At 54.8% G+C, this 26,136-nt stretch carries 22 protein-coding genes and 1 tRNA gene; 6 read left to right on the top strand and 17 right to left on the bottom strand.

Translation table 11 applies throughout. The features are described 5' to 3' along the window. The first annotated feature begins 26 nt into the window (after positions 1-26). Entirely contained in the window at positions 27-815 is a 789-nt protein-coding gene (locus ACQ9LF_RS01560) for a hypothetical protein (RefSeq protein WP_462487602.1), read from the top strand. Positions 816-867: 52 nt separating this feature from the next. On the opposite strand, the gene ACQ9LF_RS01555 is transcribed toward ACQ9LF_RS01560, so the two are convergent. From ACQ9LF_RS01555 to ACQ9LF_RS01510, 10 genes are all read right to left on the bottom strand, one after another. Further along, on the bottom strand, positions 868-1,716 hold the full coding sequence (locus ACQ9LF_RS01555; protein ID WP_462487601.1) for a 4Fe-4S binding protein: 849 nt from the start codon (positions 1,714-1,716) through the stop codon (positions 868-870). A gap of 20 nt (positions 1,717-1,736) precedes the next feature. After that, the gene (locus ACQ9LF_RS01550; RefSeq protein ID WP_462487600.1) at positions 1,737-1,976 is read right to left on the bottom strand and encodes a hypothetical protein; all 240 of its coding nucleotides are present in this window, start codon (positions 1,974-1,976) and stop codon (positions 1,737-1,739) included. A 45-nt stretch (positions 1,977-2,021) separates the two neighbouring features. Next, positions 2,022-2,119 (bottom strand) — tRNA-Sec (locus tag ACQ9LF_RS01545). A 53-nt stretch (positions 2,120-2,172) separates the two neighbouring features. After that, positions 2,173-3,741, bottom strand: coding sequence for a selenide, water dikinase SelD (gene selD, locus ACQ9LF_RS01540; protein WP_462487599.1), 1,569 nt, complete (start codon positions 3,739-3,741; stop codon positions 2,173-2,175). A 16-nt stretch (positions 3,742-3,757) separates the two neighbouring features. Further along, entirely contained in the window at positions 3,758-4,537 is a 780-nt protein-coding gene (locus tag ACQ9LF_RS01535; RefSeq protein ID WP_462487598.1) for an acyl-CoA dehydratase activase, read from the bottom strand. Beyond that, on the bottom strand, positions 4,534-5,916 hold the full coding sequence (locus ACQ9LF_RS01530) for a 2-hydroxyacyl-CoA dehydratase (protein ID WP_462487597.1): 1,383 nt from the start codon (positions 5,914-5,916) through the stop codon (positions 4,534-4,536). Before ACQ9LF_RS01530 ends, ACQ9LF_RS01535 begins: the two co-directional genes overlap by 4 nt. Further along, the gene (locus ACQ9LF_RS01525) at positions 5,913-6,776 is read right to left on the bottom strand and encodes a 2-hydroxyacyl-CoA dehydratase (RefSeq protein ID WP_462487596.1); all 864 of its coding nucleotides are present in this window, start codon (positions 6,774-6,776) and stop codon (positions 5,913-5,915) included. Before ACQ9LF_RS01525 ends, ACQ9LF_RS01530 begins: the two co-directional genes overlap by 4 nt. After that, positions 6,773-7,939 carry a double-cubane-cluster-containing anaerobic reductase gene (locus ACQ9LF_RS01520; RefSeq protein WP_462487595.1) on the bottom strand — a complete coding sequence of 389 codons (1,167 nt, stop codon included), beginning with the start codon at positions 7,937-7,939 and terminating at the stop codon, positions 6,773-6,775. Before ACQ9LF_RS01520 ends, ACQ9LF_RS01525 begins: the two co-directional genes overlap by 4 nt. 3 nt (positions 7,940-7,942) lie before the next feature. Further along, positions 7,943-8,746, bottom strand: a complete 804-nt coding sequence (locus ACQ9LF_RS01515; RefSeq protein ID WP_462487594.1) for a class I SAM-dependent methyltransferase — start codon at positions 8,744-8,746, stop codon at positions 7,943-7,945. Positions 8,747-8,764: 18 nt separating this feature from the next. Continuing rightward, entirely contained in the window at positions 8,765-9,694 is a 930-nt protein-coding gene (locus tag ACQ9LF_RS01510) for a DUF3034 family protein (protein ID WP_462487593.1), read from the bottom strand. Between the two features lie 380 nt (positions 9,695-10,074). Here ACQ9LF_RS01510 and ACQ9LF_RS01505 point away from each other — a divergent pair, with 380 nt between their 5' ends. From ACQ9LF_RS01505 to ACQ9LF_RS01490, 4 genes are all read left to right on the top strand, one after another. Further along, on the top strand, positions 10,075-10,218 hold the full coding sequence (locus ACQ9LF_RS01505) for a hypothetical protein (RefSeq protein ID WP_462487592.1): 144 nt from the start codon (positions 10,075-10,077) through the stop codon (positions 10,216-10,218). A 309-nt stretch (positions 10,219-10,527) separates the two neighbouring features. Continuing rightward, complete coding sequence (gene selA / locus ACQ9LF_RS01500; protein WP_462487591.1) at positions 10,528-11,943, top strand: L-seryl-tRNA(Sec) selenium transferase; 1,416 nt, start codon at positions 10,528-10,530, stop codon at positions 11,941-11,943. Beyond that, a complete protein-coding gene (gene selB / locus ACQ9LF_RS01495) occupies positions 11,940-13,850 on the top strand; it encodes a selenocysteine-specific translation elongation factor (protein WP_462487590.1) in 1,911 nt (636 codons plus the stop codon). The genes selA and selB overlap by 4 nt, the downstream gene beginning before the upstream one ends. Positions 13,851-13,873: 23 nt before the next feature. Further along, positions 13,874-16,327, top strand: coding sequence for a glycoside hydrolase family 2 TIM barrel-domain containing protein (locus ACQ9LF_RS01490; RefSeq protein WP_462487589.1), 2,454 nt, complete (start codon positions 13,874-13,876; stop codon positions 16,325-16,327). A gap of 65 nt (positions 16,328-16,392) precedes the next feature. Here the strand turns inward: ACQ9LF_RS01490 and ACQ9LF_RS01485 are convergent, their stop codons facing one another. From ACQ9LF_RS01485 to nusA, 6 genes are all read right to left on the bottom strand, one after another. Continuing rightward, entirely contained in the window at positions 16,393-17,145 is a 753-nt protein-coding gene (locus tag ACQ9LF_RS01485; protein WP_462487588.1) for a YebC/PmpR family DNA-binding transcriptional regulator, read from the bottom strand. Positions 17,146-17,171: 26 nt separating this feature from the next. After that, positions 17,172-18,047 carry an ATP phosphoribosyltransferase gene (hisG, locus tag ACQ9LF_RS01480; RefSeq protein ID WP_462487587.1) on the bottom strand — a complete coding sequence of 292 codons (876 nt, stop codon included), beginning with the start codon at positions 18,045-18,047 and terminating at the stop codon, positions 17,172-17,174. A gap of 65 nt (positions 18,048-18,112) precedes the next feature. Continuing rightward, entirely contained in the window at positions 18,113-18,778 is a 666-nt protein-coding gene (locus ACQ9LF_RS01475; RefSeq protein WP_462487586.1) for a hypothetical protein, read from the bottom strand. A 22-nt stretch (positions 18,779-18,800) separates the two neighbouring features. Then, positions 18,801-19,247: a 30S ribosome-binding factor RbfA gene (rbfA, locus tag ACQ9LF_RS01470; protein WP_462487585.1), complete on the bottom strand. Its 447-nt coding sequence runs from the start codon at positions 19,245-19,247 to the stop codon at positions 18,801-18,803. A gap of 20 nt (positions 19,248-19,267) precedes the next feature. Beyond that, positions 19,268-22,069: a translation initiation factor IF-2 gene (gene infB, locus ACQ9LF_RS01465; protein WP_462487584.1), complete on the bottom strand. Its 2,802-nt coding sequence runs from the start codon at positions 22,067-22,069 to the stop codon at positions 19,268-19,270. A gap of 56 nt (positions 22,070-22,125) precedes the next feature. Further along, positions 22,126-23,352 carry a transcription termination factor NusA gene (gene nusA, locus ACQ9LF_RS01460; RefSeq protein WP_462487583.1) on the bottom strand — a complete coding sequence of 409 codons (1,227 nt, stop codon included), beginning with the start codon at positions 23,350-23,352 and terminating at the stop codon, positions 22,126-22,128. A gap of 619 nt (positions 23,353-23,971) precedes the next feature. Between nusA and ACQ9LF_RS01455 the strand changes: the two genes are divergently transcribed. Next, positions 23,972-25,378, top strand: coding sequence for a hypothetical protein (locus ACQ9LF_RS01455; RefSeq protein ID WP_462487582.1), 1,407 nt, complete (start codon positions 23,972-23,974; stop codon positions 25,376-25,378). Here the strand turns inward: ACQ9LF_RS01455 and ACQ9LF_RS01450 are convergent. Next, entirely contained in the window at positions 25,360-26,109 is a 750-nt protein-coding gene (locus ACQ9LF_RS01450) for a VanZ family protein (protein WP_462487581.1), read from the bottom strand. The two genes, ACQ9LF_RS01455 and ACQ9LF_RS01450, sit on opposite strands and share 19 nt — an antisense overlap. Between the last annotated feature and the right edge of the window lie 27 nt (positions 26,110-26,136).

The following is a 26,136-nucleotide window of genomic DNA, read 5'->3' as shown; positions in this document are numbered from 1 at the left end:
CGTATGCGTTTGGTGATTTGAAGATTGTGGCAAGCTGTGATATTGGTGCCCTCGGGCCCAAAGAAGGCCAGCCGATTCTGTATTACTGGAGTCCGCTGTATGCCATTCTGGGCGGGCTGTTCTGGGTTCCGCTGGTGCTGGGGTATGTTCTGTTTAAAGAAAACCGCCGGCTTGCGGCACTGTGGATTCTGCTTCCGGCGGCGGGATTCCGTACCATATTGTGGTTTCTCGCTGCGTTGACAGATATGTCCACCGAAACAAGTGGTCTTTTGACTTCGATTATGGATACGATTGCTGTAAGCTTCTGCTTAGTCTGGCTGCTGGCCGGACGCATTGGCGGACGACATCGCTTTGTAACAGCCGTACTGGCTCTGCTGATTTTTGCGGGCATGGCGGGTCTGGCGGTACTGACGCTGCTCAATTGGGACAACAGCCAATATATGACAGTCCTGACCATGTTTACGGGTATTTCGTTTGGGGTCTATACCATTGCCTTGACGATTGCGACCCTGCTGAGCCGCAAGCGGATGACGGGGCTGCGGTTTTCACTGTGGTCGATCCCGGGGTGCCTGATTGGAACGGCGATCCCGTTTTCAGTGATTTTGATTATCGAGATGATGCAGTATCCAGACGAAGGGATGGTGTGGCAATTTTTACTGCAAACGCTGGTCGGGGCGGCCTTTTTCTATGCGGCATTGCTGCCGTTTTTAATCCTGTTTTTTGTCAATGGATTCTGGCGGCAGCGGTTCGAGGCGATCTGCCTGCGTAAAAAACCAGCGGTTGCAGAGACGGCGGAGTTTCCCCCGCAGATTTAGTTGAATCTTGTAAAAGAAAAAGCCCGGCAGAGGACAACTCTGTCGGGTTTTTTTATGCTTTGTTTTCTTCCTGCGGCTGGTCGTCGAAGAGGAGTGTGATTTGCAGAGCCTTCGGTCCGCACTGGGTACATTCGAGGCAGCGGATGCAGCGGTGGTCGTTGGGCTGTTTGTCGGGCTGGATGCCATAGGTGCACAGTGTCCGGCAGCGGCCGCATTGGGTGCACTGGTGCTCTTTCAGGTCCATGGTGACCAGCGAGAAGCGGTTGAGAAACCCGAAGATGGCCCCCAGCGGGCAGAAGATACGGCACCACGGGCGGATGGTGATGAAGATGGCGACAAAAAAGGCCAGTACAATCGAGATTTTGATGGCGTTGGGCCAGGGGATGGGATTGCCGCCGATGGCCGCAGAGATGACATCGGGCAGGGCCTTTTCGACGCCGCCGGCCGGACATAACCGACAGATAAACAGCGGATGACCTTCGCCGTAGAAATAGGGAATCGCCAGCACTGCTCCCAGCAGCACGACATAGCGGAAATAGCCCATCCACTGCGGAATTTTGAGCCGGGGGGTGGGGACTTTGGCGGCCAGGTCCTGCAGCAGGCCAAATGGACAGGCCCAGCCGCAGACGACCGATCCGAGCAGGGCGCCGACAGCAATCAGCAGGCCGATGGCAATAAATGGAAACAGGTGCAGGGCCGAAAACTGGGCGATGACGCCGATGGGACAGGCGAAGGTTGCCAGCGGGCAGGCGTAGCAATGAAAAACGGGGGCACAGACGGTGTGCATCCGGAGATTGAGCGGGTCCAGCCAGACCAAAAGAAACATCGACTGGATGGCGGTCCGCCAGGCGATGAGCCTGGAGACGACTTTCTGTATCGGGGATTGTTTGGCTGTGGACACCACGGCCTCCTTTACTTGCCTCAGGTCGGGCAAGACTGAGGAGCCTCGCCGGTGTAGGTTAAACGCAGTTTGCCGTAGGGGTCGCGGACCACGCCGCCGATGCTGACTTCTTTAATCAGTTTCGATTCGGCGGTCAGCAGGCCCTTGTCGTTGTTTTCGGAAAAGACCGGCTGGGCGTGAAACCTGGTACCCCAGGCCAGCAGTCCCAAACCCACTGCAAGGACGGCAATCATCATTTGTTGTCGCAGTTTCATGCTCATAGACAGTATTGTATCTTGGACCCTTTGGTCTGTCGATAATCAAAATGGCGGAGGCGAATAGGAATCGAACCTACCCAGGACGGTCTAACCGCCACTACACTGGTTTTGAAGACCAGGAGCAACACCAGTTGCCTGTCACCTCCGATAGCAAAGTAAAAAGGGAAAGGCAAATAGTTGAAATCTTTCTGTGTCCTTTTTACTTTTCGCTTAGACTCTTATAGAACATCATAACAGGACTGCCGCCGAATGCAATCCCCATCCATGCGGCTTCGTCGATTTCGGGCTGGGAAAAGCCCATTTTTCGGGCCTTTTCCACATGAATCTTTAAACACGGTTCGCATTTGCTTAACACCGATAAGGCGATATTGATTGCCTGTTTGGTATAAGCATCCAGCCCGCCGGGTCTGCCGACGGCCGAGAGGAATTGTTTGTAGAGGTCTTCGGTACCGCCGCTGGCCGGAGCCGATGGTGTCGCGGGTGTCGAACAGCAGCAGGTTTCCTGCGATTGGGCTTGAGGCTGCGGCTGGGGCTGTGTTTGCGGTGCTGGCTTGGTTTGCCTGGCGGGCATGGTCCGTGTGCCATTGGTTTTGATGTGAATCATGCCTTTTCCGGCGATCATTTTTCCGATGACAGCGGCGGGGAGTTGGTGCTGATGCAGGGCGTCCAGCAGGGCCGGAGCGGAGTCGGCGGCAATGGCGATGAGCAGTCCGCCGGAGGTCTGGGCATCGTAGAGCAGGTCGGTCATATCTTCGGTGACTCCCGGGCCGGAAACGACAACCTTGCTGCAGGATTCCTTGTTGCGTTCGATGGCACCGGGGAAGATGCCCTGAGCGATGTAATCCAGTATCCCCGGCAGCAGAGGGATATCGTCCCAGATCAATTCAGCATCAAGGCCGCTTCTGCGGACCATCTCGGCCAGATGTCCCAGCAGGCTGAATCCGGTAACGTCGGTACAGGCGGAAGCACCGAACTGAACCATCAGCTCGGCGGCGGTTTTGTTCAGGGTCGTCATCGATTTGGCGGCTGCGGAGAGACTTTCGGCGGAGGCCCTGCCGATTTGATTGGCGAATGCGATGATACCTGTGCCCAGCGGCTTGGTCAGAATGAGCACATCGCCGACTTGGGCACGGGCATTGGTCTTGACCTTGTCTTTATCGATGACGCCTGTGACGGCAAAGCCGGCCTTGACCTGGGGATCGTTGATGCTGTGGCCGCCGATGATGGCGACGCCGGCTTCGTTCATTTTGTCGATGCCGCCGCGAAGGATGTCAGCCATGGCCTGGTCAGAGATGGTCCGGACGGGAAAGCCTAGAACCGACAGGGCCGTCAGGGGCGTGCCGCCCATGGCATAGATATCGCTGACGGAATTGGCTGCGGCAATCTGGCCGAACAGATAGGGATCATCCACGGCGGGAGTGAATACATCGACAGTCTGGACCAGGCAGGTGCCATTCTCCAGTTCATAGATGCCCGCGTCATCACCGGCCGGAACACCAACCAGGACGTGCGGATTGTCGGGGAAACTCAGGCCGCCCAGAACGTCTTTGAGAAAGGCCTGGTCAATTTTGGAGGCGCAGCCGGCCTTTTCGACCAATTGCGTCAGGGCTACCGGTCCGGTGGGGTTATCCAGCCGTTCGCCGGCACACAGGCAGATGTTTTTCTGTTTGAAGATGTCACAGGGACACGGTTGTTTCGGGTCGCAGATGCAGTGGCCCAGTGCGATGGATCGCTGCATGACACGTTTTCGTCGTTGGGTATCAATCATGTTTGGCCTCATTCCATTAAATTGTTTTTGATGTACTTGCCAATAATGCGGCTCCCAACGCCCCGGTGAATTGGGGGTGGGGGCTGATTTCGACCGGCCGGCAGAGTGCCGATTCAAACGCTTCTTTCATGCCGGGGATCAGGGCGACGCCGCCGGTAAAGACAACCGGTGCGGCGATGTCGCCTGCGGCCATAGCTATCAGTCGGCGGACGATGGAGGTCTGTACGCCGGCGACGATATTTTCGCGGGTTTCACCGGCAGCCAGCAGGCCGACGATTTCCGTTTCGGCAAAGACCACGCAGATGCTGCTGATCTGAGCGGGTTTGGTGCTCTGGCGGGCGACTTGGCCGAGCTGGTCCAGCGGGATATCCAGCCGCTGGGCGACGATTTCAAGGAATCGTCCAGTGCCGGCAGCGCAGCGGTCGTTCATCACAAAATCGCGGACCTTGCTGCGGCTGTCCAGCCGGATGAGTTTGCTGTCCTGACCGCCGATATCAATGATCGATTGTGCGCTGCGGTGCCAGTGGGCGACACCGGCGGCATGGCAGGTGATTTCGGTGACGGTCGTATCGCAAAACCGCAGCAGATGTCGGCCGTAGCCAGTGGCGACGGCGGCGGAAATGTCGGATCGTTTAAGACGGTTTTTATCGAGCAGCGTGTCATACAGGGTTTGTGCCTTGATCTCCTGATGGACACCCTGGTCGCAGAGGGCCTGGTCCACGATGGCTCGTCGTTCGGTGTCGAACAGGACCATCTTGATGGCACGGGAGCCTGCGTCTATGCCTGCGGTAATCACGATTTTCTCCTTGTTTTGACGGTTTCAATCAATGCTTCCAGTCGGGTCTGAAGCGAGGGACGATACGAATCGGTGAGAGTTGGTACTTCGATTTCAATGGTCGGCAGTCCGAGATGGTCCTGAATCCACTGGCTGATGATTCTGCCTTCGAAGGCACAATGGCTGGCCCCGGGGATGCGGCTGATAACGACGGCTTCGGAGCCGAACTGGCGAATCTTGCGGGCAATCAGTTCGGCACGGTCAAAAGCTGAGCCGGCCATCGGGTCGGACAATGCCATCTGTGCCAGCGCCGTCAGCGGGTCATCATGGTCGGGAATCGGCTCGAGGGCGTGGGCGAACAGAAATTCGGTGCCGCAGAGTCTGCCGCCGCATTCTTCCAGCAGGTTCATGGCGTATAAATCGGCGACGGGGTTGACCCAGAAGATGCGTGCGGCATCGGCGGGGAGGATGCCTTGGGCGTTGTCCATGCGCGTGCGGATTTCGGATAAAAAGGCCTCAAGAATCCATTCGGTCTGGGCCATATCCGAGCAAAAATGGATCATCAGCATCTCGGCAATCAGCAGTTCCAGTGAACCCATCGGGGCGACAGGGGCGGTAAAGCACAGCTGCTGGATGTTGCCAAACAGCCGGCGGATGTGATTGACGTTGCGAATGGTTCGGCGGAGGTCATCCGGGTGCAGTGCCCGGCCTGCCTTGTGTTCAAGAAATTGCTGAATCTGCTGGAGCTGGAGGCGGAGATGGTCAATTTGGTACTGCGGGGCGGTAAAGCCGCAGGGCAGAGTAACGGACGGTTCTGTGGTCGAAGGTGTACGGCGGTGGGGCATTTCCCACCAGAAGACAGAATGGCCGAGACTTTCGACCCGCTGGGCGGCGATGGAAAAATCGTCGCAGGTGGCCCCGACGCTGCAAATCAGGGCGTCGGGAATCGGGAAGTGTTTGCCGTTGACAAAGGCCCCGACCATCGCACGTACCGGGCAGAAGGACTCGTCAAGACCGTGTTGGGCAGCGATTTCAAACAGCCCTTCGTGCATCTGTTTGAGACAGGGCGTCCACCAGGCTCCGTCCGGGTAAAAGGCAACCATCTCATCGAAACTATCGACCAGAATGGGGACAGTGCCGAGGTCTTTCATCGTGCCGATGATAAGCTTTCCCTTGACGCGATGCTGCCGCAGGCGGTCTTCTTCGCTCAGCAGAAAATTCCACAGATGCAGAGCGGCCGGGGAGTTGTCGAATTTCAGGCAGGCAAGGCGTTTGTCGCCCTGATCAGCGTGACGCAGCAGAGGTCCGCCATAGGCTGGCTCCTGCAGGCCCGCTGTTTTCAGTTGTGTGTAGCGTTCCTGCCACTGGGACAGGGTTAGTTGTGCCGGCCTGTTATTCATTGTTCCAGCATCTCCAGAAAGGCTTCCAGTCGCGATAATGCCGCGGCCTGCGAACTGCCATTCCATTCGATGGCCAGCACCGGCGGCAAAGGACGCCGGCGGAGCTGGTGCTCAACGCCGCGCCAGTGGTCACAAAATGGATGACGCAGCAGGATAATGCCATCGACGACAGTGGCTTGCAGTTGGGTTTCGAGCCATTCATAAAACCGATGCCCCGGCCGAGTCCGAATCGATGGTGTGGTCTGCAAGTACGCCGCAGCCAGTTCAACATAAGGGTCAGTTTTCATGGCCTCTGGATTTAATGCCCTGCGGAATTGTTCGACCGCGTTTTCGGTTGCATTCAGGACGATTGTGCCGCGATTTCCCAGACTTTGCTCCAAGGCAGCAAGCTGACATGCATATACCGGGCCGCCAATCAGGGCGATTTTGGCCCGACGATAGTTGTGCGGCATAGGATTCTTCCAATGTGCCGCATCGGTCTTGATTGTGTCAAATCGTGCGGCATGGCCGGACAGACGGCAAAGAAATTGTGCCATCTGCCGAAGCTCCTCGGCGAACAGTGCCACAGCATCGGGGCCGGTTGTAACAGGAACATTCAGCAGAAAGCCGTTTTTGCCGCCATTGGCCTGGTACACATCATACACCCGCCGCATCTGGTCACACAGGGTGGTAAAGATTACGGCATACGGCTGGGTTTGCTTTTTTAATCCCGTCAGAAAGACCTCGACGGCAAAGCAAATGCCTTCGGTCTGGGCCGTACAGAAGTCATCCGCATCCGCATTGAATCGTCGCGGCTCCAGACCACAGGCGGCAATCAATTCCGCCGGCACAAACGGACAGTGGTACCATACCGGCATCATCCGCGGCGTCTTTCCCTGGCAGTTTCCAGCAATGCCTCCACGCGTACGGCAATTCGTGCCGCGTCCGAGGGCGAATAATCGGTTACGATTTTCAGATATGGCAATGATTTTGTTTCGGCAAGCTGACGTACAAAATAGGATTCGACATCGTAGGTCAGGCATCCCTGCCAGACCAGGTCCACGATGCAGTCGGGCCGAAAGTCTGCAATCAGGCGTTCCAGCAGGGTCATGCGGCCATGGTTTTGGGTCATCACCGAACAGGGCAGATGAAAATATCTGCGGGCAATGGCCTCCAGCGGATCGGCTGCGGTTTCGTCCACGTCTTCATCGATGGGCTTGATGCCGGTGCAGTTTTCCATGCAGACAATCAGAGCACCGGCGGCTTCGACGATGTCAACGACTTTTTCGGCCCCGTGAACCGTCGGCACGCCGGTCAGCAGGACGCGGACTTTATTTCGATTGGCACAGCATCCGCCATTGGATTCGGCCCAATCAATCAATCGCTGATACTCGGCCAGGTCCGCATCGATGCCGGAGATGATGCTCTTGAAGGTCAGCAGCTGCCGGCCTGTCCAGGGCGGGGCGGTACGCTTCATCTGTTCGGCCAGTTGACGGCGCAGGCGGCGTTCCCGATTCATCAGAGCGATGGCCTGCCGCAGCTTGTCGTCGGTGATGGTGGTGTTGAGCTGCTGTTCCAGAGCCGTCCGACACTTGGCCAGTTCCCGCAGCCAGTGTTCAAAAGCATCCGGGTCATCCGGTTTTTGCGGCAGTTCCAGAACCAGCATCGTTTTGTTCTGTGCCATCAGCTCGTACATTTTCTTCTTGCCGTCGCAGGTGGTCTCGGCGATGACCAGCGAGGCCATGGCCAGAAACGGATTCGATTGCGTCCGATGATAGCCATATGTGGATTTAATCAGCGGACACAGACCGGCGGGCAGGTCCTGTTCAGCGGCGGCGATTTTTTCTTCTGACCCGCCGCACAGGCAGACCGGCACAGCCCCCGCCGCCAGAATCAGCTCTCGCGGCGTGTATTCACACATCATGCCTACAATCGGTACGCCGCGATTGTGCTGCCCGGTGGCGTACTCGTAACAATTGGCAATCATCGTATCAAAACGGCTGGCCGTACGTTTCGATTGTTCGGTCATCGTGCACTGTGCCATGGGTTATCCTTTCTTTGCAACGAACAGGCCCTGAATGATTTTATTCTGCCGTGCCAGGTCGCCGATAAACATCATTTCTGCGGCCAGTCCTTCGAATACGGTCTGATCAAAATTCAGGATTTTCAGGGCATCGTAGGTGAACTGCTGGCTGACCATCTGAATATACAATTCGATACAGGATGTATAACGCCCCGTATTTTCAGCGGTCATCACCTTGCAGTTGTTTTTGCTGAGCAGGGTTTTGTAGTCATCGATATTGGCCAGATTCGGAAATTTCATAAAGGTCAGAAAGCGTCTGGCTTCTGCATCGGTCATTGGTGTGGGGCCTTCGACCCAGTCGGTAAAGGCAATCGTGCCGCCGGATTTCACAATACGTGCAGCCTCGGCAATCATGGCAGGTTTATCTTCCACATAACACCAGGCATCCTCACCCCAGACAAAATCAAAAGAGGCTGTCGGCAGACCGCTGCTGCAGACATCTGCCAGCACAAAGCGGATTTTATCATCGAGTCCCTCATCGATGCAGCGATGTTTACCAAGCCTGACCATCGCTTCCGTCGCATCAACGCCGGTCATTGAACCGACTCCGCAAAACCGTACCAGAAACCGCATGCCAGCTCCTGTGCAGCAGCAGAAGTCCACCCCGCTGGAGCCGGACTTAATGGCGGCCTTTCGTGCCAGATCCATCGATGACGTCAGGCCGCCGATATGAATCTGCTGGCCCATCAGCAATTCCCACAGACGCCCTTCGGCGCCACTATAGACGGTTTGAACCTGCTGTAATCCCATATTGTCCAGTGTTTTCATCGTGTCTATCCTGTTCGATTAGAATTCATATTTCAGTTGTAAAGCCCACACATTGCTTTCTCTGTGATTGAGTACATTGCCAAAATTGGCCCACCCGCCGGCCACAGTCAGATGGCTGTCGACAATATACGCCAGACAGATGTCTGTCCAGTCATTTTCCGCTTTGATCAGGTGTTTGCCGCCGGTTTGACATTGATCAATCAGATCGGATTTCTGGCGGTATTCCACGGCAAACAGCAGCTTGTCCGTCAGAAAATAAACAAAATTGCCTTCAAAGGTGGTAGCACGTTCGCCGGCAAATCCCAGCAGGCCGGTATGGATTGCATCGCTGTTTCGCACCCCTGCCGAGATGATGAACGGATTCGGCAGAATACCCTGAATGGTCTTGGATGCAACGGCGGTAAACTCTGTGCCGTAAGTATGGTCGGCTCCCAGATTGTTGCAGGCCCCGTTGAGATTGCGGTTGATGGTGGACAGGCCGTCATTCCATTTAAAATGGCTGCCCAGTGTAATTGCGGGCATCCAGTCAGCATCCAGCCCGCCTTCGGGGAGGATATTGTACCGCAGGTTGAAATTGTGGACATAGACCTCATTCTTTTCAATGTCGGGCAAGCCAGCCTCCTTGACATCATGGGGCCAGTCGCCCAGGCCGATGCGTTCCATGGCATAGCCCAGTTCTATCGGGCCGAACAGGTTTTCGGTTACGGCGATAGACTGGTAGTCCTTGTGCTTCATATAAGCCCCTGTAATCGAGACGCTGGGTTTGCCAAAGATGTCCCCTTTTTCGGCCGGGTTGGCCAGATATGCCGTGGGGGTGGTAAAAATACCGCTGTAGCCATGAACACAGTGTGTCGGCAGCGGGGGAGTATCCTTTGGCGTTTCAGTGTCCTGAGCCAATACGGTATATACCATCAGATTCAATAATACCGCTCTAATCAAATACCTCATACGACCTCCTTGTTTCAAGCCAATAAAAAAGGCGGATTAAGACCGTCTTAATCCGCCGGTTATCTCGCGATAGAAGATTTTATGGATCGATTTATCTGATGAGAGCCGAATTCCTCCGATAAAGGCTGTGCGGGCTGACATGCCGTACAGACGACAGGCCGCTGCCTGTGAAGATTTCTGGCGCTCGACACGAGTACCGGCAACTCTCCACTCACCCGTATTCCATGGTAAATGCAGGGCGATAGGGCCTGTTTTGTTGATCAATTATCGTCATATACAGTAATAGACCTGTCAACAGCAAGACTGTGTCAAAAAAATGGTATGGATTGCAATTTTTGGATAAAAAGACCTATCCCAGTCATCCAAAAGGCTGCAATGATATGGAGACTTTACAAAAACTGAAACATACGGATTCTCCTTGCCAGCCAGCAGGAGGAAATCCCTGGTTTCCGACGGCGGGTATTGGATTGATTCCGGATATTGACTGGCGGATTGTTCGGGCGATTGCCGTTGGTTCAAGATGATGCGGGTCTGGAGTGGATAATAGCCTGTGGCCGGGTCGGATTTATCCAGTTCCGGTGTGGCCCGGACGATGGCACAACAGGTCAACAGAAATCCTGCCCAGACAGATAATCCTGTGTTCACTGAATGGATGGAACACCGGTTCATTTTTGCCTCCGTTAACACTCCTTATTTGAGGTTTTGAATTATACCGCCCATATTCCTTTTGTGTCCAATGAAAAATCCATGGCCGGATAATGTGGGCAAATCCTTGCAAAACCGCGATATCAGCCATACAATAGACACAAAATGTTGATGAGGAAGGATGTGGTATGGCCGAGCAGATTCAGACATTATTACGGCGGCTGCCGTCGGTGGATACAGTCACCCAGCAGGTTCGGCAGGATGCCGAGTCGGCAGGGGTTGGGCCGGCAATTCTGGTCAAGCTGGTTCGGGAACGGATTGATTCCTACCGGCAGGCCCTGCTGGCTGGAAAGGCCGGGCAGACGGATGAACCCGCTGCGGCGATTGCAGCAGAGGTACGCAGGGATATTCAGGCCTTATCCGAGCCGTTTTATCGGCGGGCGATCAATGCGACAGGGATTGTTCTGCACACGGGCCTGGGGCGGGCGGTACTGCCGCAGGCGGCATTGAAACAGATCCAGGACCATCTGGGCGGCTATTCGCTCCTGCAGGTGGATATCAAGGAAGGCAAGCGGTCCAATCGCGATGGGCGAATCGAACAGCTTCTGCGGCTTTTGACCGGGGCGGAGGCAGCGACGGTGGTCAATAATAATTCTGCTGCGACGGCCATCGTGCTCAACACGGTGGGAGCGGGCAAAGAAGTGATTGTCTCGCGCGGGCAGCTGGTTGAAATCGGCGGCTCGTTTCGCCTGCCGGAGGTCATGGCCTTCAGCGGTGCCAAACTGGTGGAAGTTGGCACGACCAATAAGACCCACCCCAGAGATTACGAAAACGCTATCACGGAAAATACCGCTGCGATTCTGCGGGTTCATCCGAGTAATTATAAAATTATGGGATTTACCGAGGAAGTGCCGCTGGGAACGATGGTCTCTATTGCACACTCGCATAACCTGCCGCTGATTGATGATGTCGGGGCCGGGTCGCTGATAGATTTTTCACGGTTCGGGTTTGAGCCGGAGCCGACGCTGCTGGATTCGATTCAGCAGGGGGCCGATATCGTGACCTCCAGCGGCGATAAATTAATCGGGGCCTCGCAGGCGGGCATCATTCTGGGCAAGGCCGACTGGATTGCTAAAATCCGCAAAAATCAGTTTGCCCGCATCGTCCGCGTGGACAAATTTACCCTGACGGCACTGGAAGCGACGCTGACATTATTCCTCGACGAAAAGACAGCATTTCACAATGTGCCAACGCTGCAGATGATGCTGCGAAAACCCGATGAGCTCGAAAAACAGGCCCGGCGTATTGCAGATGCTTTGAGCAAGGCATTGCCGCATGCTGCGATTGTGGTTTTGCCCGGTTTTTCGCAGACCGGCAGCGGCTCGCTTCCGACACAAAATTTGCCGACGACACTGGTGGGGATTTCCAGCCCGGCGATGACAGCCATGACCCTGGCCAATCGCCTGCGGCTTTATTCGACCCCGATTTTTACCCGGATCCAGAACGAGCAGATTCTCATTGACCCGCGGACGCTGCGGGATGACGATGAAGCAGTTCTGATTGAGGCTCTGGCTAGTATCCTGGCCAGGGAAACTCGGCAATGAGTCGGATTAACATTACACTCGGAACCGCCGGACATGTGGATCACGGCAAGACCTCGCTGGTCAAATGTCTGACCGGCTGCGAGACCGACCGGCTCAGGGAAGAAAAAGAGCGGGGCATGAGTATCGAGCTGGGCTTTGCCCCCTGTACGCTGGGCGATCTGGAAGTGGGTATTGTTGATGTCCCCGGTCATGAGCATTTTATCAAGACGATGGTGGCCGGTGCCACCGGTATCGATGGGGTGATCTTTCTGGTCGCTGCGGATGATGGCATCATGCCGCAGACGCGGGAACATCTGGACATCCTGACATTGCTGGGGATTGGACACGGTGTGGTAGCCCTGACCAAGGTTGATATGGTTTCTCCTGACCGGGTTGAGAAGGTCCGTGATGAAATCCGGGAATTTCTGCGAGGTACCTTCCTGCAGGATAGCCCCATTTGTCCGGTGTCGAGTGTGACCGGACAGGGGTTTGATGCCTTTTACGGAAGCCTGATGGAGATGGTTAAACGCATCCGCCCCAAACCTGCCGACGGCATCTTTCGCCAGCCGGTGGAACGGGCGTTTACCATCAAGGGATTCGGAACGGTCATCAGCGGGATTCCCTGTGCCGGACAGGCTCGTGTCGGCGACGAAGTGACGCTGCTGCCCGGAGGCAGCAAAAGCCGCATCAAGGCCATTCAGGTGTATGGCAAAAGCGCCGAGGTGGTGCAGAACGGTCAATGTGCCGCTTTAAATGTACCTCAGATTGACCATAGCATGGTCCAGCGCGGTCAGGTCCTGACGGTGGGGGATTATTTTGAACCCCAGCGGTGGTTTCTGGCTTCACTGCGGATTTTACCGCTGGATGCCGTCCGCATCAAAAACGGCATGGACATCAAGTTTCACACCGGTACCGCCGAAACCCCGGCCACTTTGTATCTGCTCGAGTCCGATAACGCACTTGCCGGGACCCAGATACTTGTGCAAATTCGCACGGAGCATCTTCTGGTGGCAGGCCCGCGGGACCGCTTTATCATCCGTTCCTTATCACCGGTCCGCACGATTGGCGGCGGATATATCGTGCGGGGAGAACATCATAAACTCAAACGCACCGATGCGGCGGTTGTCGAAGATGCCCGCTGCTGTGCCGTCTCTGTCTTGAACGAACAAGACTATGTGGCCTATACCATTCGCTCTGTTCCTGCCGGAGCCGCCCGCATCCGAGACATTGCCTATCAGTGCAAAATGCTTCCGGCTGCCGTTGAGCATGTTCTGGACCGACTGTGCCAAACCGGCCTGATTCTGCAATTGGCGGATGGATTATTTGCACACAGCGACACGGTCAGCCAATTTGAACAGCGCCTTTGCGACGGAATTGGTCAGTATCATGCTGCCCATCCGGAGACCCCGGGTATGGAGCCATCTCTGCTGCTGGAGCAAAGCGGCCTCGATAAGGCAATCTTCGATGCGATGACGGCCAGACTGATTCAACAGGGCAAAATTGCCCTTCGCAAAGATCGGCTGGCTCTGCCGGGATTTGTGGAACAGTTCAACAGTCCCGAAGCCAGATTGATGGGACAGGTCGAGTCGCTGTTTCGGCACAACCTGTTCAGTCCTCCATCTCCGGATGAGCTGGCGGCCTTTCTCAAGACGCATGTCGGCCAGATCGAAAAAACAATCAAGCTGCTGTGCGATCAGAAGCGGCTGTGTCGAGTCGAAGCGGGACTGTATTTTCATGCCGACGCCATCGAGCAGGCCAAACAGCGGATTGCCGCTCATGTCAGAGCGGAAGGGCAGGGACGCCTGGAAAGCGTGGATTTCAAATACCTGATTGACACGACTCGTAAATTTGCCATCCCGCTGCTGGATTATATGGATAAAATCGGCTTTACCCGCCGTGTGGGTAACACCCGATATCTCAAAGGATAAATTTTCATTCAGAAAGGGAGAGCATGAAGGCGATTACATTGTGGACGAGCCTGCTGATGATTGGAATGCTGATGCAGCCTATCGTGGCGGAGCGGACGACGGTGGTGTTCAATAACGACTGGCTGTTTGCCAAAGGCAGCCCGGACGGTGCGCAGGATGTTGCGTGTGACGACAGCCAGTGGCAAAAGGTTCGTTTGCCGCATGACTGGGCCATCAGCGGACCGTTTGACCCCAACGGCAATCCCAACACCGGCAAACTCCCCTGGCAGGGGAAAGGCTGGTATCGCAAACACTTTGATGTCAAAGCCGAAGATGCAGGCAAATGCGTCTATTTTCTTTTCGATGGTGTTATGGCGATGCCGACGGTCTATATCAACGGCCGAAAGGCCGGCGGCTGGGACTATGGTTACAATTCATTCTGGATTGATGCGACCCAATACATTGCCTTCGGACAGAAAAATGTCATTGCGGTTGCCGTGGATACAACCCGTCACGGCAGTCGGTGGTATCCCGGGGCCGGCATTTATCGCAAGGTGCAGATGATAACCACCGATGCCCTGCATGTGGCCCCCTGGGGAACCTGTATCCGTACGCCGGAAGTGTCCGATCAGGCCGCCGAGATTCAGATTCAAACCCTGATTGAAAACGCCGCCGGCACCGACCAGACGCTGACCCTGGAAACCAGCATCCTGGACCCATCCGGCACATCCGTTGCCTCGCTGAAGACCGAAAACGCTAAACTCTCCGGCCCGCAGCAGGAATTCACCCAGACCTTCAGGCTGGCCAATCCCCAGCGATGGGACATCGACACACCCCGCCTGTACACCGCCAAGACCACCCTCTATCGCCATGGCACTGTCTGTGACACCTATTCGACCTCGTTCGGCATCCGCACGTTTCGTTTTGATGCTGACAAGGGCTTTTTCCTCAACGACCGTCCGCTTAAAATCAAAGGCGTGAACCTGCACCATGACCATGGTGCCCTGGGAGCGGTTTTTCTGCCCCGGGCCATGGAGCGCCAACTGGAAATCATGAAGGATATGGGCTGCAATGCCATTCGCACCAGCCATAATATGCCAGCCCCGGAGTTGCTGGACCTGTGCGACCGGATGGGCTTTGTGGTCTTTGATGAGTCCTTTGATAAATGGTCCAACACGGCCGATTTTCATCGCGGCATGGACCTGGCCGAATTCGGCGAACGCCAGATCAAAAACTTCGTTCTGCGCGACCGCAATCACCCGTGTGTTGTACTCTGGAGTGCTGGCAATGAGATGTCGGATATCGAGACCAACAAAGCCCCGCAGGCCCGTGAGAAACTGGAGATGATGGTCGGCTTTTTCAAAAAATACGACCCGACCCGGCCGGTGACCATTGCCTGTCATATTGCCAGCGGCGGATTGCTTGATCAGAAGCTCTATGATGTGCTGGATGTCCAAAGCTGGAACTATGGCCGCAAATATGTCAAGGCCCACCAAGTCGCCCCGCACCAGCCGACCCTGTGCAGCGAGTCGGCCTCGGCGCTAAGCACCCGCGGTCATTATGAACTGCCGCACCCGGCTAAAAAAGATATCTTTTCCCAGTCCGGCCAGATTAGTTCCTACGACCATCATGCCGCAACCTGGGCGGATATTCCGGATATCGATTTCAAAGGCATCGAGGATAATCCCTTTGTCTGCGGCGAATTTGTCTGGACAGGCTTTGACTATCTGGGGGAGCCGACGCCATATCATGAAGACAAAATCAACGGCCAGCCGCTGCAATGCACCACCGCCCGCAGTTCCTATTTCGGCATCGTGGACCTGGCAGGGCTTCCCAAAGACCGCTATTACCTGTATCGTTCCCACTGGGCGCCGGACAAGACCACCATCCACATTCTGCCGCACTGGAATTGGGACGGGTGGGAAGGCAAAATAGTGCCGGTCTATGTCTATACCAATGGCGACAGTGCCGAACTGTTTCTCAACGGCAAGTCGCTGGGCAAAAAGACCAAACAGCCCGATTCGGACAACGCCATGGATCGCTATCGACTGCGGTGGGAGGATGTGGTTTATGAACCCGGCGAGCTGAAGGCCGTGGCCTATCAAGACGATAAAAAAATCGGCGAAGCCGTGATGAAAACCGCCGGCAAGCCGGCACAGATTCGCCTGACTGCCGACCGCCGCGAAATCACCGCCAGCGGGGATGATTTATGCTATGTGACCGTGGAACTGACCGATGACCACGGCATTCTGTGCCCCAAGGCGGATAATCTCATTCGTTTTAACGTGGATGGGCCGGCGGTCATCGCCGGGGTGGACAATGGTGATCCGCAATCGCTGGAGCCCTTCCAGGCGGATTTCCGCAAGCTGTTTTACGGCAAGGCAGTACTGATTTTGCGTTCCATCCAGAACCAGACCGGAACCATCACCGTCACCGCCCGCAGCGAGGGCGTCCAATCCGGAACCATTCAGGTGCAAAGCCGGTCAATAGCCCGCTGAATTCCCAGACAAATAAAGAAGGCCGGGACATTGCGTTCCGGCCTTTTGGGTTTCAGCGAGTGAGCTTACTTCTGAATCTTGGCCAAAATCTCTTCCGGGATGTCAAAGTTGGCATAGACTTCCTGAATGTCATCGTGATCTTCAAATTCGTCCATCATCGCCAGGATACGCTGGGCAATTTCCGGGTCTGTGACCTCGACGCGATTTTGAGGAATCATGGATAACTCCGCCATCTCCACAGCGATTTTTTTTTCCGCCAGTGTCTTTTTAATTTGTTCATAGGCGGAAGGGGCACAGGTAATTTCAAACAGCTCCCCGGTATTTTGCATATCATCTGCTCCTGCGGACAGGGCGATGTCCATCAATTCATCTTCGCTGATGGCGCTGGTCTTGACGCCGATGATGCCCTTTTTGCTGAACATCCAGCCGACGCAGCCGCTGGCTCCCAGGGATCCGCCACGCCGCTCGAAAATCTTCTTGATTTCCGGGGCCGTACGATTGCGGTTGTCGGTGAGTCCTTCCAGCATCACCGCCACGCCGCCGGGAGCATAGCCTTCGTAAAGCACTTCTTCATAGCTGACCCCGCCCAGTTCACCGGTGCCTTTTTTGATGGCTTTTTCGATGGTATCCTTGGGCATGTTGGCGGCTTTGGCTTTGTCGATGGCATACCGAAGCGTCAGGTTGGCCGCCGGGTCACCGCCGCCGGCCTTGGCAGCGACAATAATCATGCGGGCAATCTTGCTCCACAGCTTGCCGCGCTTGCTGTCGATGATAGCCTTCTTGAATTTAATTGTTGACCAGTGTGAATGTCCGGACATAAAATGAACACCTTCATAAATCTGGATTAATGAATCACCTTATTTAATGCATACGTAAAAATACCTGATGCCCCGGCCCGTTTGAGCTGCGGGATCAGGTCCCGTTCGACTTTTTCTTCGACGATGATTTCCACTGCGACATAATCTGAATCAGCCAGTGAGGACACCGTCGGACTTTTTTCCGCAGGCAGCACGGCCAGGACGTTTTTCAGGTCGCTGGTCTTGACATTCATCTTCAGCCCCACGCGGGTCTTGGCGTTAATGGCGCCCTGCAGCAGAATCTGCAGGCTTTCGATTTTCTGCCGTTTGAACGGGTCCTGCCAGGCGGTGTGGTTGGCAATAAAGCGGGTCGTCGAGGTCAGAATCGTATCGATGATTCTCAGGTTGTTGGCCTTTAATGACGATCCGGTTTCGGTCAGCTCAACGATGCCGCTGACCAGACGTGCCTTGACTTCGGTTGCTCCCCAGGAAAACTCCACCTTGACATTGACTTTTTTCTGTTCAAAATAACGGCGGGTAGCGCCGACCAGTTCGGTGGCAATCAGGCCGCCCTCGAGGTCTTCGGGTTTTTGAATCGCCGATTCGTTCGGCACCGCCAGCACCCAGCGTGTGGGGTTGGAGGTTGCTTTGCTGTACAGCAGTTCACAGACTTCATGGACGTTGGAATTGTTTTCGATGATCCAGTCATATCCGGTAAACCCGGCATCCAGCACCCCATCTTCCACATAGCGGCTCATTTCCTGTGCACGCAGCAGAATCAGCGAGATTTCCGGATCATCAATTTTGGGAAAATAACTGCGGTCGGCACCGCTGATGCTGAAGCCGGCCTTTTCGAACAATTCAAAGGTTGCTTTTTCCAGGCTCCCCTTGGGAATACCCAGTTTTAATATTTGATCTGACAAGGGTCTATCCTTTCTCTGTTACGCCGCACGGTTTTATCGGCACTTCCGGGCCGGCGGTGCGGGGGTTACTTTTTCTTTTTCGCAGACACTTTCTTTTTCTCGGTCTTGGCGGCAGCAGATCCTTTTTTCAAGCCGCCTTCGGTGGCCATCCGCAGCAGTTCATAGAACTCCCATCCTGCGGCGGCCGGAATATGTCGTTCGAGAAATCCCTCGATTTCCTCCGCGGTCGCCTGCGGGTCAACAAGTTCTTCACTGCGCAGATAAGTCAGCATGGCTTCGTTGAGCGGTACAGCATGGCCGCCAAACGCCGCCAGAAAGCAGTAATTCACGGCAAAATGCGATGCCCCTTCCAGTTCTTCCAGCTCTTTTTTGGCCTGGCGTTTGCCCTGTTCGTCAATCCCCTTGAGACTCAGGGCGTCATATTTGTCAAACAGCGCCGTTAACAGACGGGTCAGATTCTCGGAAACCTGTTCGCCAACCGGCGTAAAATCCTCCAGAATCTCCTGGATTTCTTCCGCCCGGCAGACCCGCAGGTCATTATAATCAACAAAATGCGACTGCAGATTCTTGAACACCTTGCGGGCATGCTTTTCCGTCGTATGCTCGCTGATCAGACCGAAGATCAGGGCATCCAGCGGCTCATCAAAATCGGCGGGCTTGACCTTCTGGCCGTTTTTGATGCTGCGAATAAACTTGTCAATTTTAGCCCCGTATTCTTTGCTGTTTTTCATAAGCCCTGTCTCCGCTTGAGTCTCAGGGGATACGTTCGTTTCCGTCATTGTTTCCATCTTCTTCTGTGTCAATGTTGCCTGGTTCATCTTCCGTGTCATATGCCTGGTCTGGCTCCCGATATTCCCGGGACACCTGCTCAATCAGTTCCAGCGTGCGAAGTGTTTTCTGCATGGTGGTGTCCAGTTCGAACCGCAGGTGTGGACAATACCGGCTGGTGAGAGCCTGACCCAAGTACCGCTGGATAACGCCCGAAGCACGCTGAATAGCATGAAATGAGGCTTGTCTGGACTCATGACTGCTGGCCAGAATGCTTAAACTAACCACGGCGGTTTTCATATCCGGCGATACATTTACTTCCGTAACGCTGATAAACCCCGTTAGACGCGGATCACTCAAATGCTGCTGAATCGTCTCGCTGACCGAATCCCGGATAACCCGGGCAACTTTCTGTAATCGTCGATTTGTCATAGAATTACGTTTCGATGGGCTTACAGCGTTCTTGCTACTTTTACCATTTCATAAGCTTCCAGCACGTCATCCACCTTGATATCATCAAAGTTGGCGATCTTGATGCCGCATTCAAAGCCCATTTTGACTTCTTTGACATCGTCCTTGAGATGCTTGAGCGATTCAATGGAGCATTTGTCTTTGATGACGATATTGTTGCGAATCAGCCGCAGCTTCGAATCGCGGTTGACCTGGCCGCTGGTCACATAGCAGCCGGCAATCGTACCAATACTGGAGACTTTGAATGTCTGGCGAACCACCAGCCGCCCCAGCGTTTTTTCCTGGATTTCCGGTTCCAGCATGCCAACCATGGCGGCCTTGAGATCTTCGGTGATCCGGTAAATGATATTGTAGAGGCGAATATCCACGCCCTTGCTGTCGGCAATCTGGCGAACATGCTCGTCCGGAACGGCGTTGAAACCGATGATAATGGCCCGGGACGCTTCGGCCAGAATGACATCCCCTTCGGTGATGCCGCCGACTGCGGCATGCAGTATTTTCACACGCACTTCCGGCGTGCTCAGCTCGCTCAGATATTTCTGCAGAACCTCGACAGACCCCTGGACATCGGCTTTGATAATCAGGTTGAGTTCCTTGACATTACCAGCCTCGATTTGGCTGAACAAGTTGTCCAGCGTGATCAATGACCGCTTGGCCAGAGATTCCTCACGCATCAGGTGTTTGTTCTCATCAGCCGCCTGTTTGGCCTGGTTAATGTCATTGAGCTTATAGAACCGGTCGCCGGCCTGCGGAACCTCATCCAGTCCGGAGATTTCCACCGGCATTGACGGGCCCGCCTTTTTGATGCTGCGGCCCCGGCTGTCGGTCAGGGTGCGGATACGACCGTAGGCACTGCCGCAGACGACAATGTCTCCTTTTTCAATGCTGCCTTCGTGAATCAGCAGCGTGGCGACCGCGCCCTGGCTCTGGGTCATCTTGGCTTCAATGACCCACCCGGTGCCATCCAGGGTCGGGTCTGCCTTGAAGTCTTTCAGTTCCGCAATATAATCCAGATGTTCGATTAATTCATCAATTCCCTGGCCGGTCGTGGCACTGGTTTTGACGATTTCCGTATTGCCTCCCCATTCGGCAGGGGTCAGTTCGTGTTCGGCCAACTGCCCATAGACCCGATGGATGTCTGTGCCCGGCAGATCAATTTTGTTCAGGGCCACAATAATCTGTACGCCGGCGGCCTTGGCGTGCCGGATGGCTTCGATCGTCTGGGGCATTACCCCGTCGTCAGCGGCGACAACCAGCACAACAATATCGGTCATATTGGCACCTCGGGCACGCAAAGCCGTAAACGCCTCATGGCCCGGCGTGTCAAGGAACGTTACACGTTTGCCGTTCAGTTCCGCCTGATACGCACCAATATGCTGGGTAATTCCTCCGGCTTCGCCCTTGGCCACTTCGGCCTGACGTATCCGGTCCAGCAGGCTGGTTTTGCCATGGTCCACATGCCCCAGCATCGTGACAATCGGCGGACGTTTCTGCAGATGCTTGCGTTCCCGCTGTTCAAACTCCTGCTGGATCTGTTCCAGGATGGTCTGTTTTTTCTGAACAATCAGCTCTGTACCAAACTCGATGGCAATCAACTCTGCCGTGTCGGTTGATAACGCCTGGTTGGCTGTTGCCATGACGCCCTGTTTCATCAGTCGGGCAATGATGTCGCCGATTTTGACGCGCAGAGCCGAAGCCAGCTCTTTGACGGTAATGGGTTCAGTGACGGTGGCCTTTTCCGGACGCTCCACCTGAGCCGCCTGATCTTCAGCGGTTTTGGTTTCAATGCGACGAGACGGACGGAAACGCGAAAATTCTCCGCTGGCCGCAGCCAGCCGTGCCTGACGTTCCTCAAGATCCTTGGCACGCATCCGCTTGGAGCTGCCCTTGCCGCCAAATTCGTCATCAAAATCGAGTTCTTTTTTGCCCTTCTCTTTGACTTTTTTCGGTTTTCCACCTACCGGCCCAGCAATCGGGGGTTCTATTTTGCCCAGCATCAGTTTCTCACCGCTGCCGGCAGGTTTGCGTTTGTCTTTGTCTGGTCTGCGGGCTTCACGTCCGGCCTTGCCCTTCTTGGGTGGACGCAGAGCATCTTCGTCGGCGGCCTCGACTCGCACTACCGTCGGGCCGGACAATTGCACCGGCATCGGCTTATGCAGCATTGGACCGGCAGGCTTGATATCTTTGGGAATCACCGGCACATGCATCACCGGTGTCGGGAAATCCTGCTGGACAGCCGCTTCGGGCTGTTCCGGGGCGACTTCGGCGGCTGCCGCAGAGGGCTCCGCCGGGACGGCAGCTTCTGTAGGGGCGGCCTGGTCGACAGGCAATGCAGGCTGTTCCGCCGGTGCAGCAACGGGGCTGTCCTCAACCGCCGCTACGGCGACTTCTGCCGGGGCGGCCGGCTCCTCAGTTACTGGCTCTGCAGGTACCGGGGGGGCAGCTATCGGTTCGGGCTGCTGGGTATCAGTCGCCGGAGGTTCTTCAGCAATCACCTGAGCTGTAACCGTCTCACAGACCGCCTCACTGGCTTCCTGAGTCTCCTCTTTTTTACGCTTGACCCGGAGCTTATCCAGATCGACCGGTTTGGAGGTTTCCACCGCTGTGGTATGTGAACCTTCGCTAAACCATTCACGAACCGTCGCAGCCTGGCCGGCGGTCAGAGGGGACATGTGGCCGGTTTTCATCTCCATACCTTCGGCCAGACATTTTTCTACGATGGCCTTGCTGGGAACCCCCAGTTCCTTGGCCAATAAATATACGCGTGTTACTGCCTTAGCCAAACCGCATCTCCTAATACTATTCTGTGCGACTCACCTGGTCCGGGTCTCGGTCCGATTTACTTGCGAGTTCGCTTTTTTTGCTGTTCTTGAATCAGGCTCTCTGCCTGGGTTGTTTTGCCATCGGCTGCGGCTTGTTTGGCTGCCTGAGCGGCCGCCTGAATAATCTGGTCGGCCCGCTCCTTATCAACGCCCAGCTCGGCAATCAGCGGCTCTGGACCCACATCTTCCAGATCCAGGGCCGAAATGATACCCAGGGCCAGTAATTTATCTACAAACCGGTCATCAATGCCAGGAATATCCTTGAGCGTGGTGGCAAGCCGCTCCACCTCGCGGTTGTATTCCTCCGGCGTCAGGATATCTATATCCCACCCCGTCAGGCGGGCCGCCAGACGAACGTTCTGTCCATGCTTGCCGATAGCCAGGCTCAACTGGTCCTCAGTCACGACGACCGTTGCCTTGCCCAGTTCAAAGCAAATGGCGATTTCACTGACCTTGGCCGGCATCAGAGCATTGGCAATCAATGCCTGCGACGAATCACTCCACTTGACAATATCAATCTTCTCGCCGCCCAGTTCATCCACAATATTGCGAATCCGGCTGCCGCGAATGCCGACACAGGCACCCACCGGGTCAACCTTGTCGTCCGTGGATTCCACCGCAATCTTGGTCCGATACCCCGCCTCACGTGCCAGAGCCTTGATTTCGATAATATTTTCCGCCACTTCCGGCACTTCCTGCTCAAACAGCCTGCGGATAAACTCCGGATGCGTCCGCGACAGGATAATCTTGACCTGATTATTGGTTTCCCGGACATCCAGAATCATACAGCGAATGCGGTCACCGGGATGATGGGTTTCTCCGGAAATCTGCTCGGATTTGGGCATAATCGCCTCGACCCGGCTGTTCAGATTGATTACCAATACCCCGCCGTCATATCGCCCCGCAATTCCGGTAATGATTTCTCCTTTTCGCTGGGCATACTCCGAAAAGATACTCTCGCGTTCATCCTGACGGATTTTTTGAATCATCACCTGCTTGGCGGTCTGAGCGGGGATACGTCCCAATTGACGAATGTCAATCTGAGTATCATCCTTCCAGGCGGCAATCTCGCCGTTATTGCGGTCGATACGCACCACAACCTCGACTTCGGCACCTTTGAGTGCGCTGAAGTGCTTACGGGCCGCAGAGATCATCGCCGCTTCAAGGTCTTGGAAGACCGACTCCTTGTCGATGTTTTTGTCCCGTGCGATGTTCTCGACAATTCGCAATAATTCCTGATTCATTGTATCCTTTTCCTTGTGTAACCTATGGGTCTTTTTTTTCGACCGGCGGATTTCTGACCGGACGATACATAAAATAAATAAAAAAAAGTGGTACCCTTCAGGCTGCCACTTTCGATCACTGCAGAATCTTACCTTGTTATCCCTGCCACGCAGACAGGCGTTCTTGCTGGCTGAATCTATCCAGCCATTACAACGCCCTCCCTGTCGCAGGGGCTATTCTGCCGCTTCCCTGAAGACAATTATTATACAAAAATCGCGGGCGCAACCATTGCGCTGCTGCATAGCGAGTTGTTCCACTATGCCCAATCACGATTTTTAAGTCCCGTTCTTACCATAACTTAAATTCCTTAACGCCCGGATTGTGACAACACCGGCATGTCATTATTATATCCACGATGTTTACGAAGTCAAGCTTCAATGCCGGCGATAAAAAAATTGCACCAAAATCAATAAGCCGGGATTAAAATGACAAAGACCCATACGCAATACACACGATTGTAAATGGACATATTGACGCAAGTTTGTTCTGATTAAGTATTTTAATAAGAATTTCCTTTGACTTCCGCAATGTGTTCTGAGTAATCATAGAATAGAAAATACGACAGAAAGTTTTAGATACATGGGTAAGGCAAAACAGACATGTGTGAGGGGACTGATTGTAGGCATTCTTTCTTTTCCTGTATTTGGATATAATTGGGCGGAAAATCCAGGAACAGGGACTCTTCAGAATCCCTACCAAATCAGCACCTCCGAACAGTTGCTTGCAATAGGGTCTGATGCTGCTCGTTTGGGTTGCCATTTCATCCTGACAGCCGATATTGACCTGGCAGGCAGCGTCTTTCAGTCCGCGCCGATCGCTCCAGATGTGGATGCGTATGAACCAGAATTCCAGGGTGTCCCGTTCACCGGCAGCTTTGATGGTCGGGGTTTTGGTATTTTTAATCTGACATTAAAACCCGACCGACCAGGTCTTGGTTTTCTCGGTTTATTCGGAGTGCTGGGTAATTCAGCCGTCATCCGCGACCTGAAGCTCTCGGCTGTGGAGATAGATGCCCCGGTTTCTTTTTATGTCGGGGGACTGGCCGGCCGGGTGTCGTCGGCAACGATAATCCAGTGCAGTGTGCGCGGACGGATATCCGCGGCAGGATTAGCAGGTGGGCTACTGGGGGATGTGGAACATACTACCATTCAAAATTGCAGCTTTTCCGGTTCCCTGGCCACCGGGGACTCCCCCTCATCCTATGCAGGGGGACTGATTGGCAGGGCCTTTGTCGCAACTGTGGACGGCTGCTGGATGTCGGGCACCCTGACAGTGGGACAAGGATATGTCCAGGCAGGGGGGCTGGTTGGGTATATTTCCGCTTCGGCACTTCTGGGGTCCTATGCCAGTGTGGAGATATCCTGTGCTGCGGACACTGCCCAGATTGGCGGCCTGGTGGGAGCATTTGATTTCAGTTTTATCAATAACTGCTATGACCTGGGCAGCATCGAAGCCTCTGCCAGCTCCGACGCCATTGGCGGACTGGTAGGCCAATGCGATTCCATGCTCTTTGGGATCCAGGATTGTTACAGCATCTGTCGTGTTACCGGTGGCCGAAGTGATATTGGCGGATTGATTGGCTATGGAGATCCCATGCTGGTCAATCAGTGTTATTTTCTTCAGGCCAACGAAGGTGGTGGGCCGGACAATGGTCTGGGCATTCCGCAAACCGCATCACAATTAAAACAGATGGCTACGTATGAAGGCTGGGATTTTGTCGGCGAAACCCTTTATGGCACCCAGGATGTCTGGCGGATGTGTGTGGATGGGCTGGCCTATCCGCGTCTGAGCTGGCAGTATGCCCGCCGAGGCGATTTTGCCTGTCCTGATGGCATTAACATCGGGGATTTAACTGCACTGTCATACAGTTGGCTTAGTTCCAAATATGAGGGACACGCTTATCAAGTATCCATAGACGCCGACGGCAGCGGCAGGATCGATCTGGCGGACTTGAACCTCATGGCCGCTTACTGGCTGTCGTATTGACGGGTATCCAGACCCTTTCGGCGATTCAGGCGGACGGTTACAACGCTGATTAAGGTACTGGCTGCGATGCCAAACAATGCCGTCGCAACATCCACCCACCAGATGGGTTTGTGATAATAGGCACTGCCTGCCAGCACCGCACCCAGCAGCAATAGCGGCGGACAGATTGCCCACAACGGCCACCATGGCCGATGCCGTTCCAGGCCGGGTTTGCGGTCCAGGTATTGGATCCAGATCAGTGTGGCTGCCGAATAGGCTGTCAGGTGAAACACCGTGTTTAAATGGTACTGCGGATACAGTCCCAGCAGATGCGACAGGTTCGTGATGGCAAAGATAAAAATGGCCGACACTGCCAGTAATGCCGGCCAGAAACTCAATACCGACAAAATCACCAGTCCGATGGCCGCCCCCTTAAAATCGCTGACCAAATCCAGCAGTTCCATCTGCCGTCCCACGCGGCTCTGGAGCCATTCGTCAAAGGCCCCGTAACCGATCACAATGGCCAGGATAATCCAGGTCTTGGGTTTGTTCCAGCGGACCTTTTCGTAGGGACTGACGGCCAGCCACACAAAGAATACCAGAATCAGGTACGCCAGCAGATGCATGGTCTTGTCCGACATCCCGCTTTGTCCGGCAATCTGCGGTACCGGGATATGGGTCAGCACAAACAAGGCCGGCCAGTATATCCCCAGCGACATCAAAATGTATTTATGGCGTTTCAGCAGAGGCACACACTCCTGGTGTTATACGATGGATTA

Origin of the sequence: Anaeroglomus insulsum (assembly GCF_050689095.1) — a bacterium.
Lineage (GTDB): Bacteria > Planctomycetota > Phycisphaerae > Sedimentisphaerales > Anaerohalosphaeraceae > Anaeroglomus > Anaeroglomus insulsum.
This window is presented reverse-complemented; position numbering and strand designations above follow the sequence as displayed.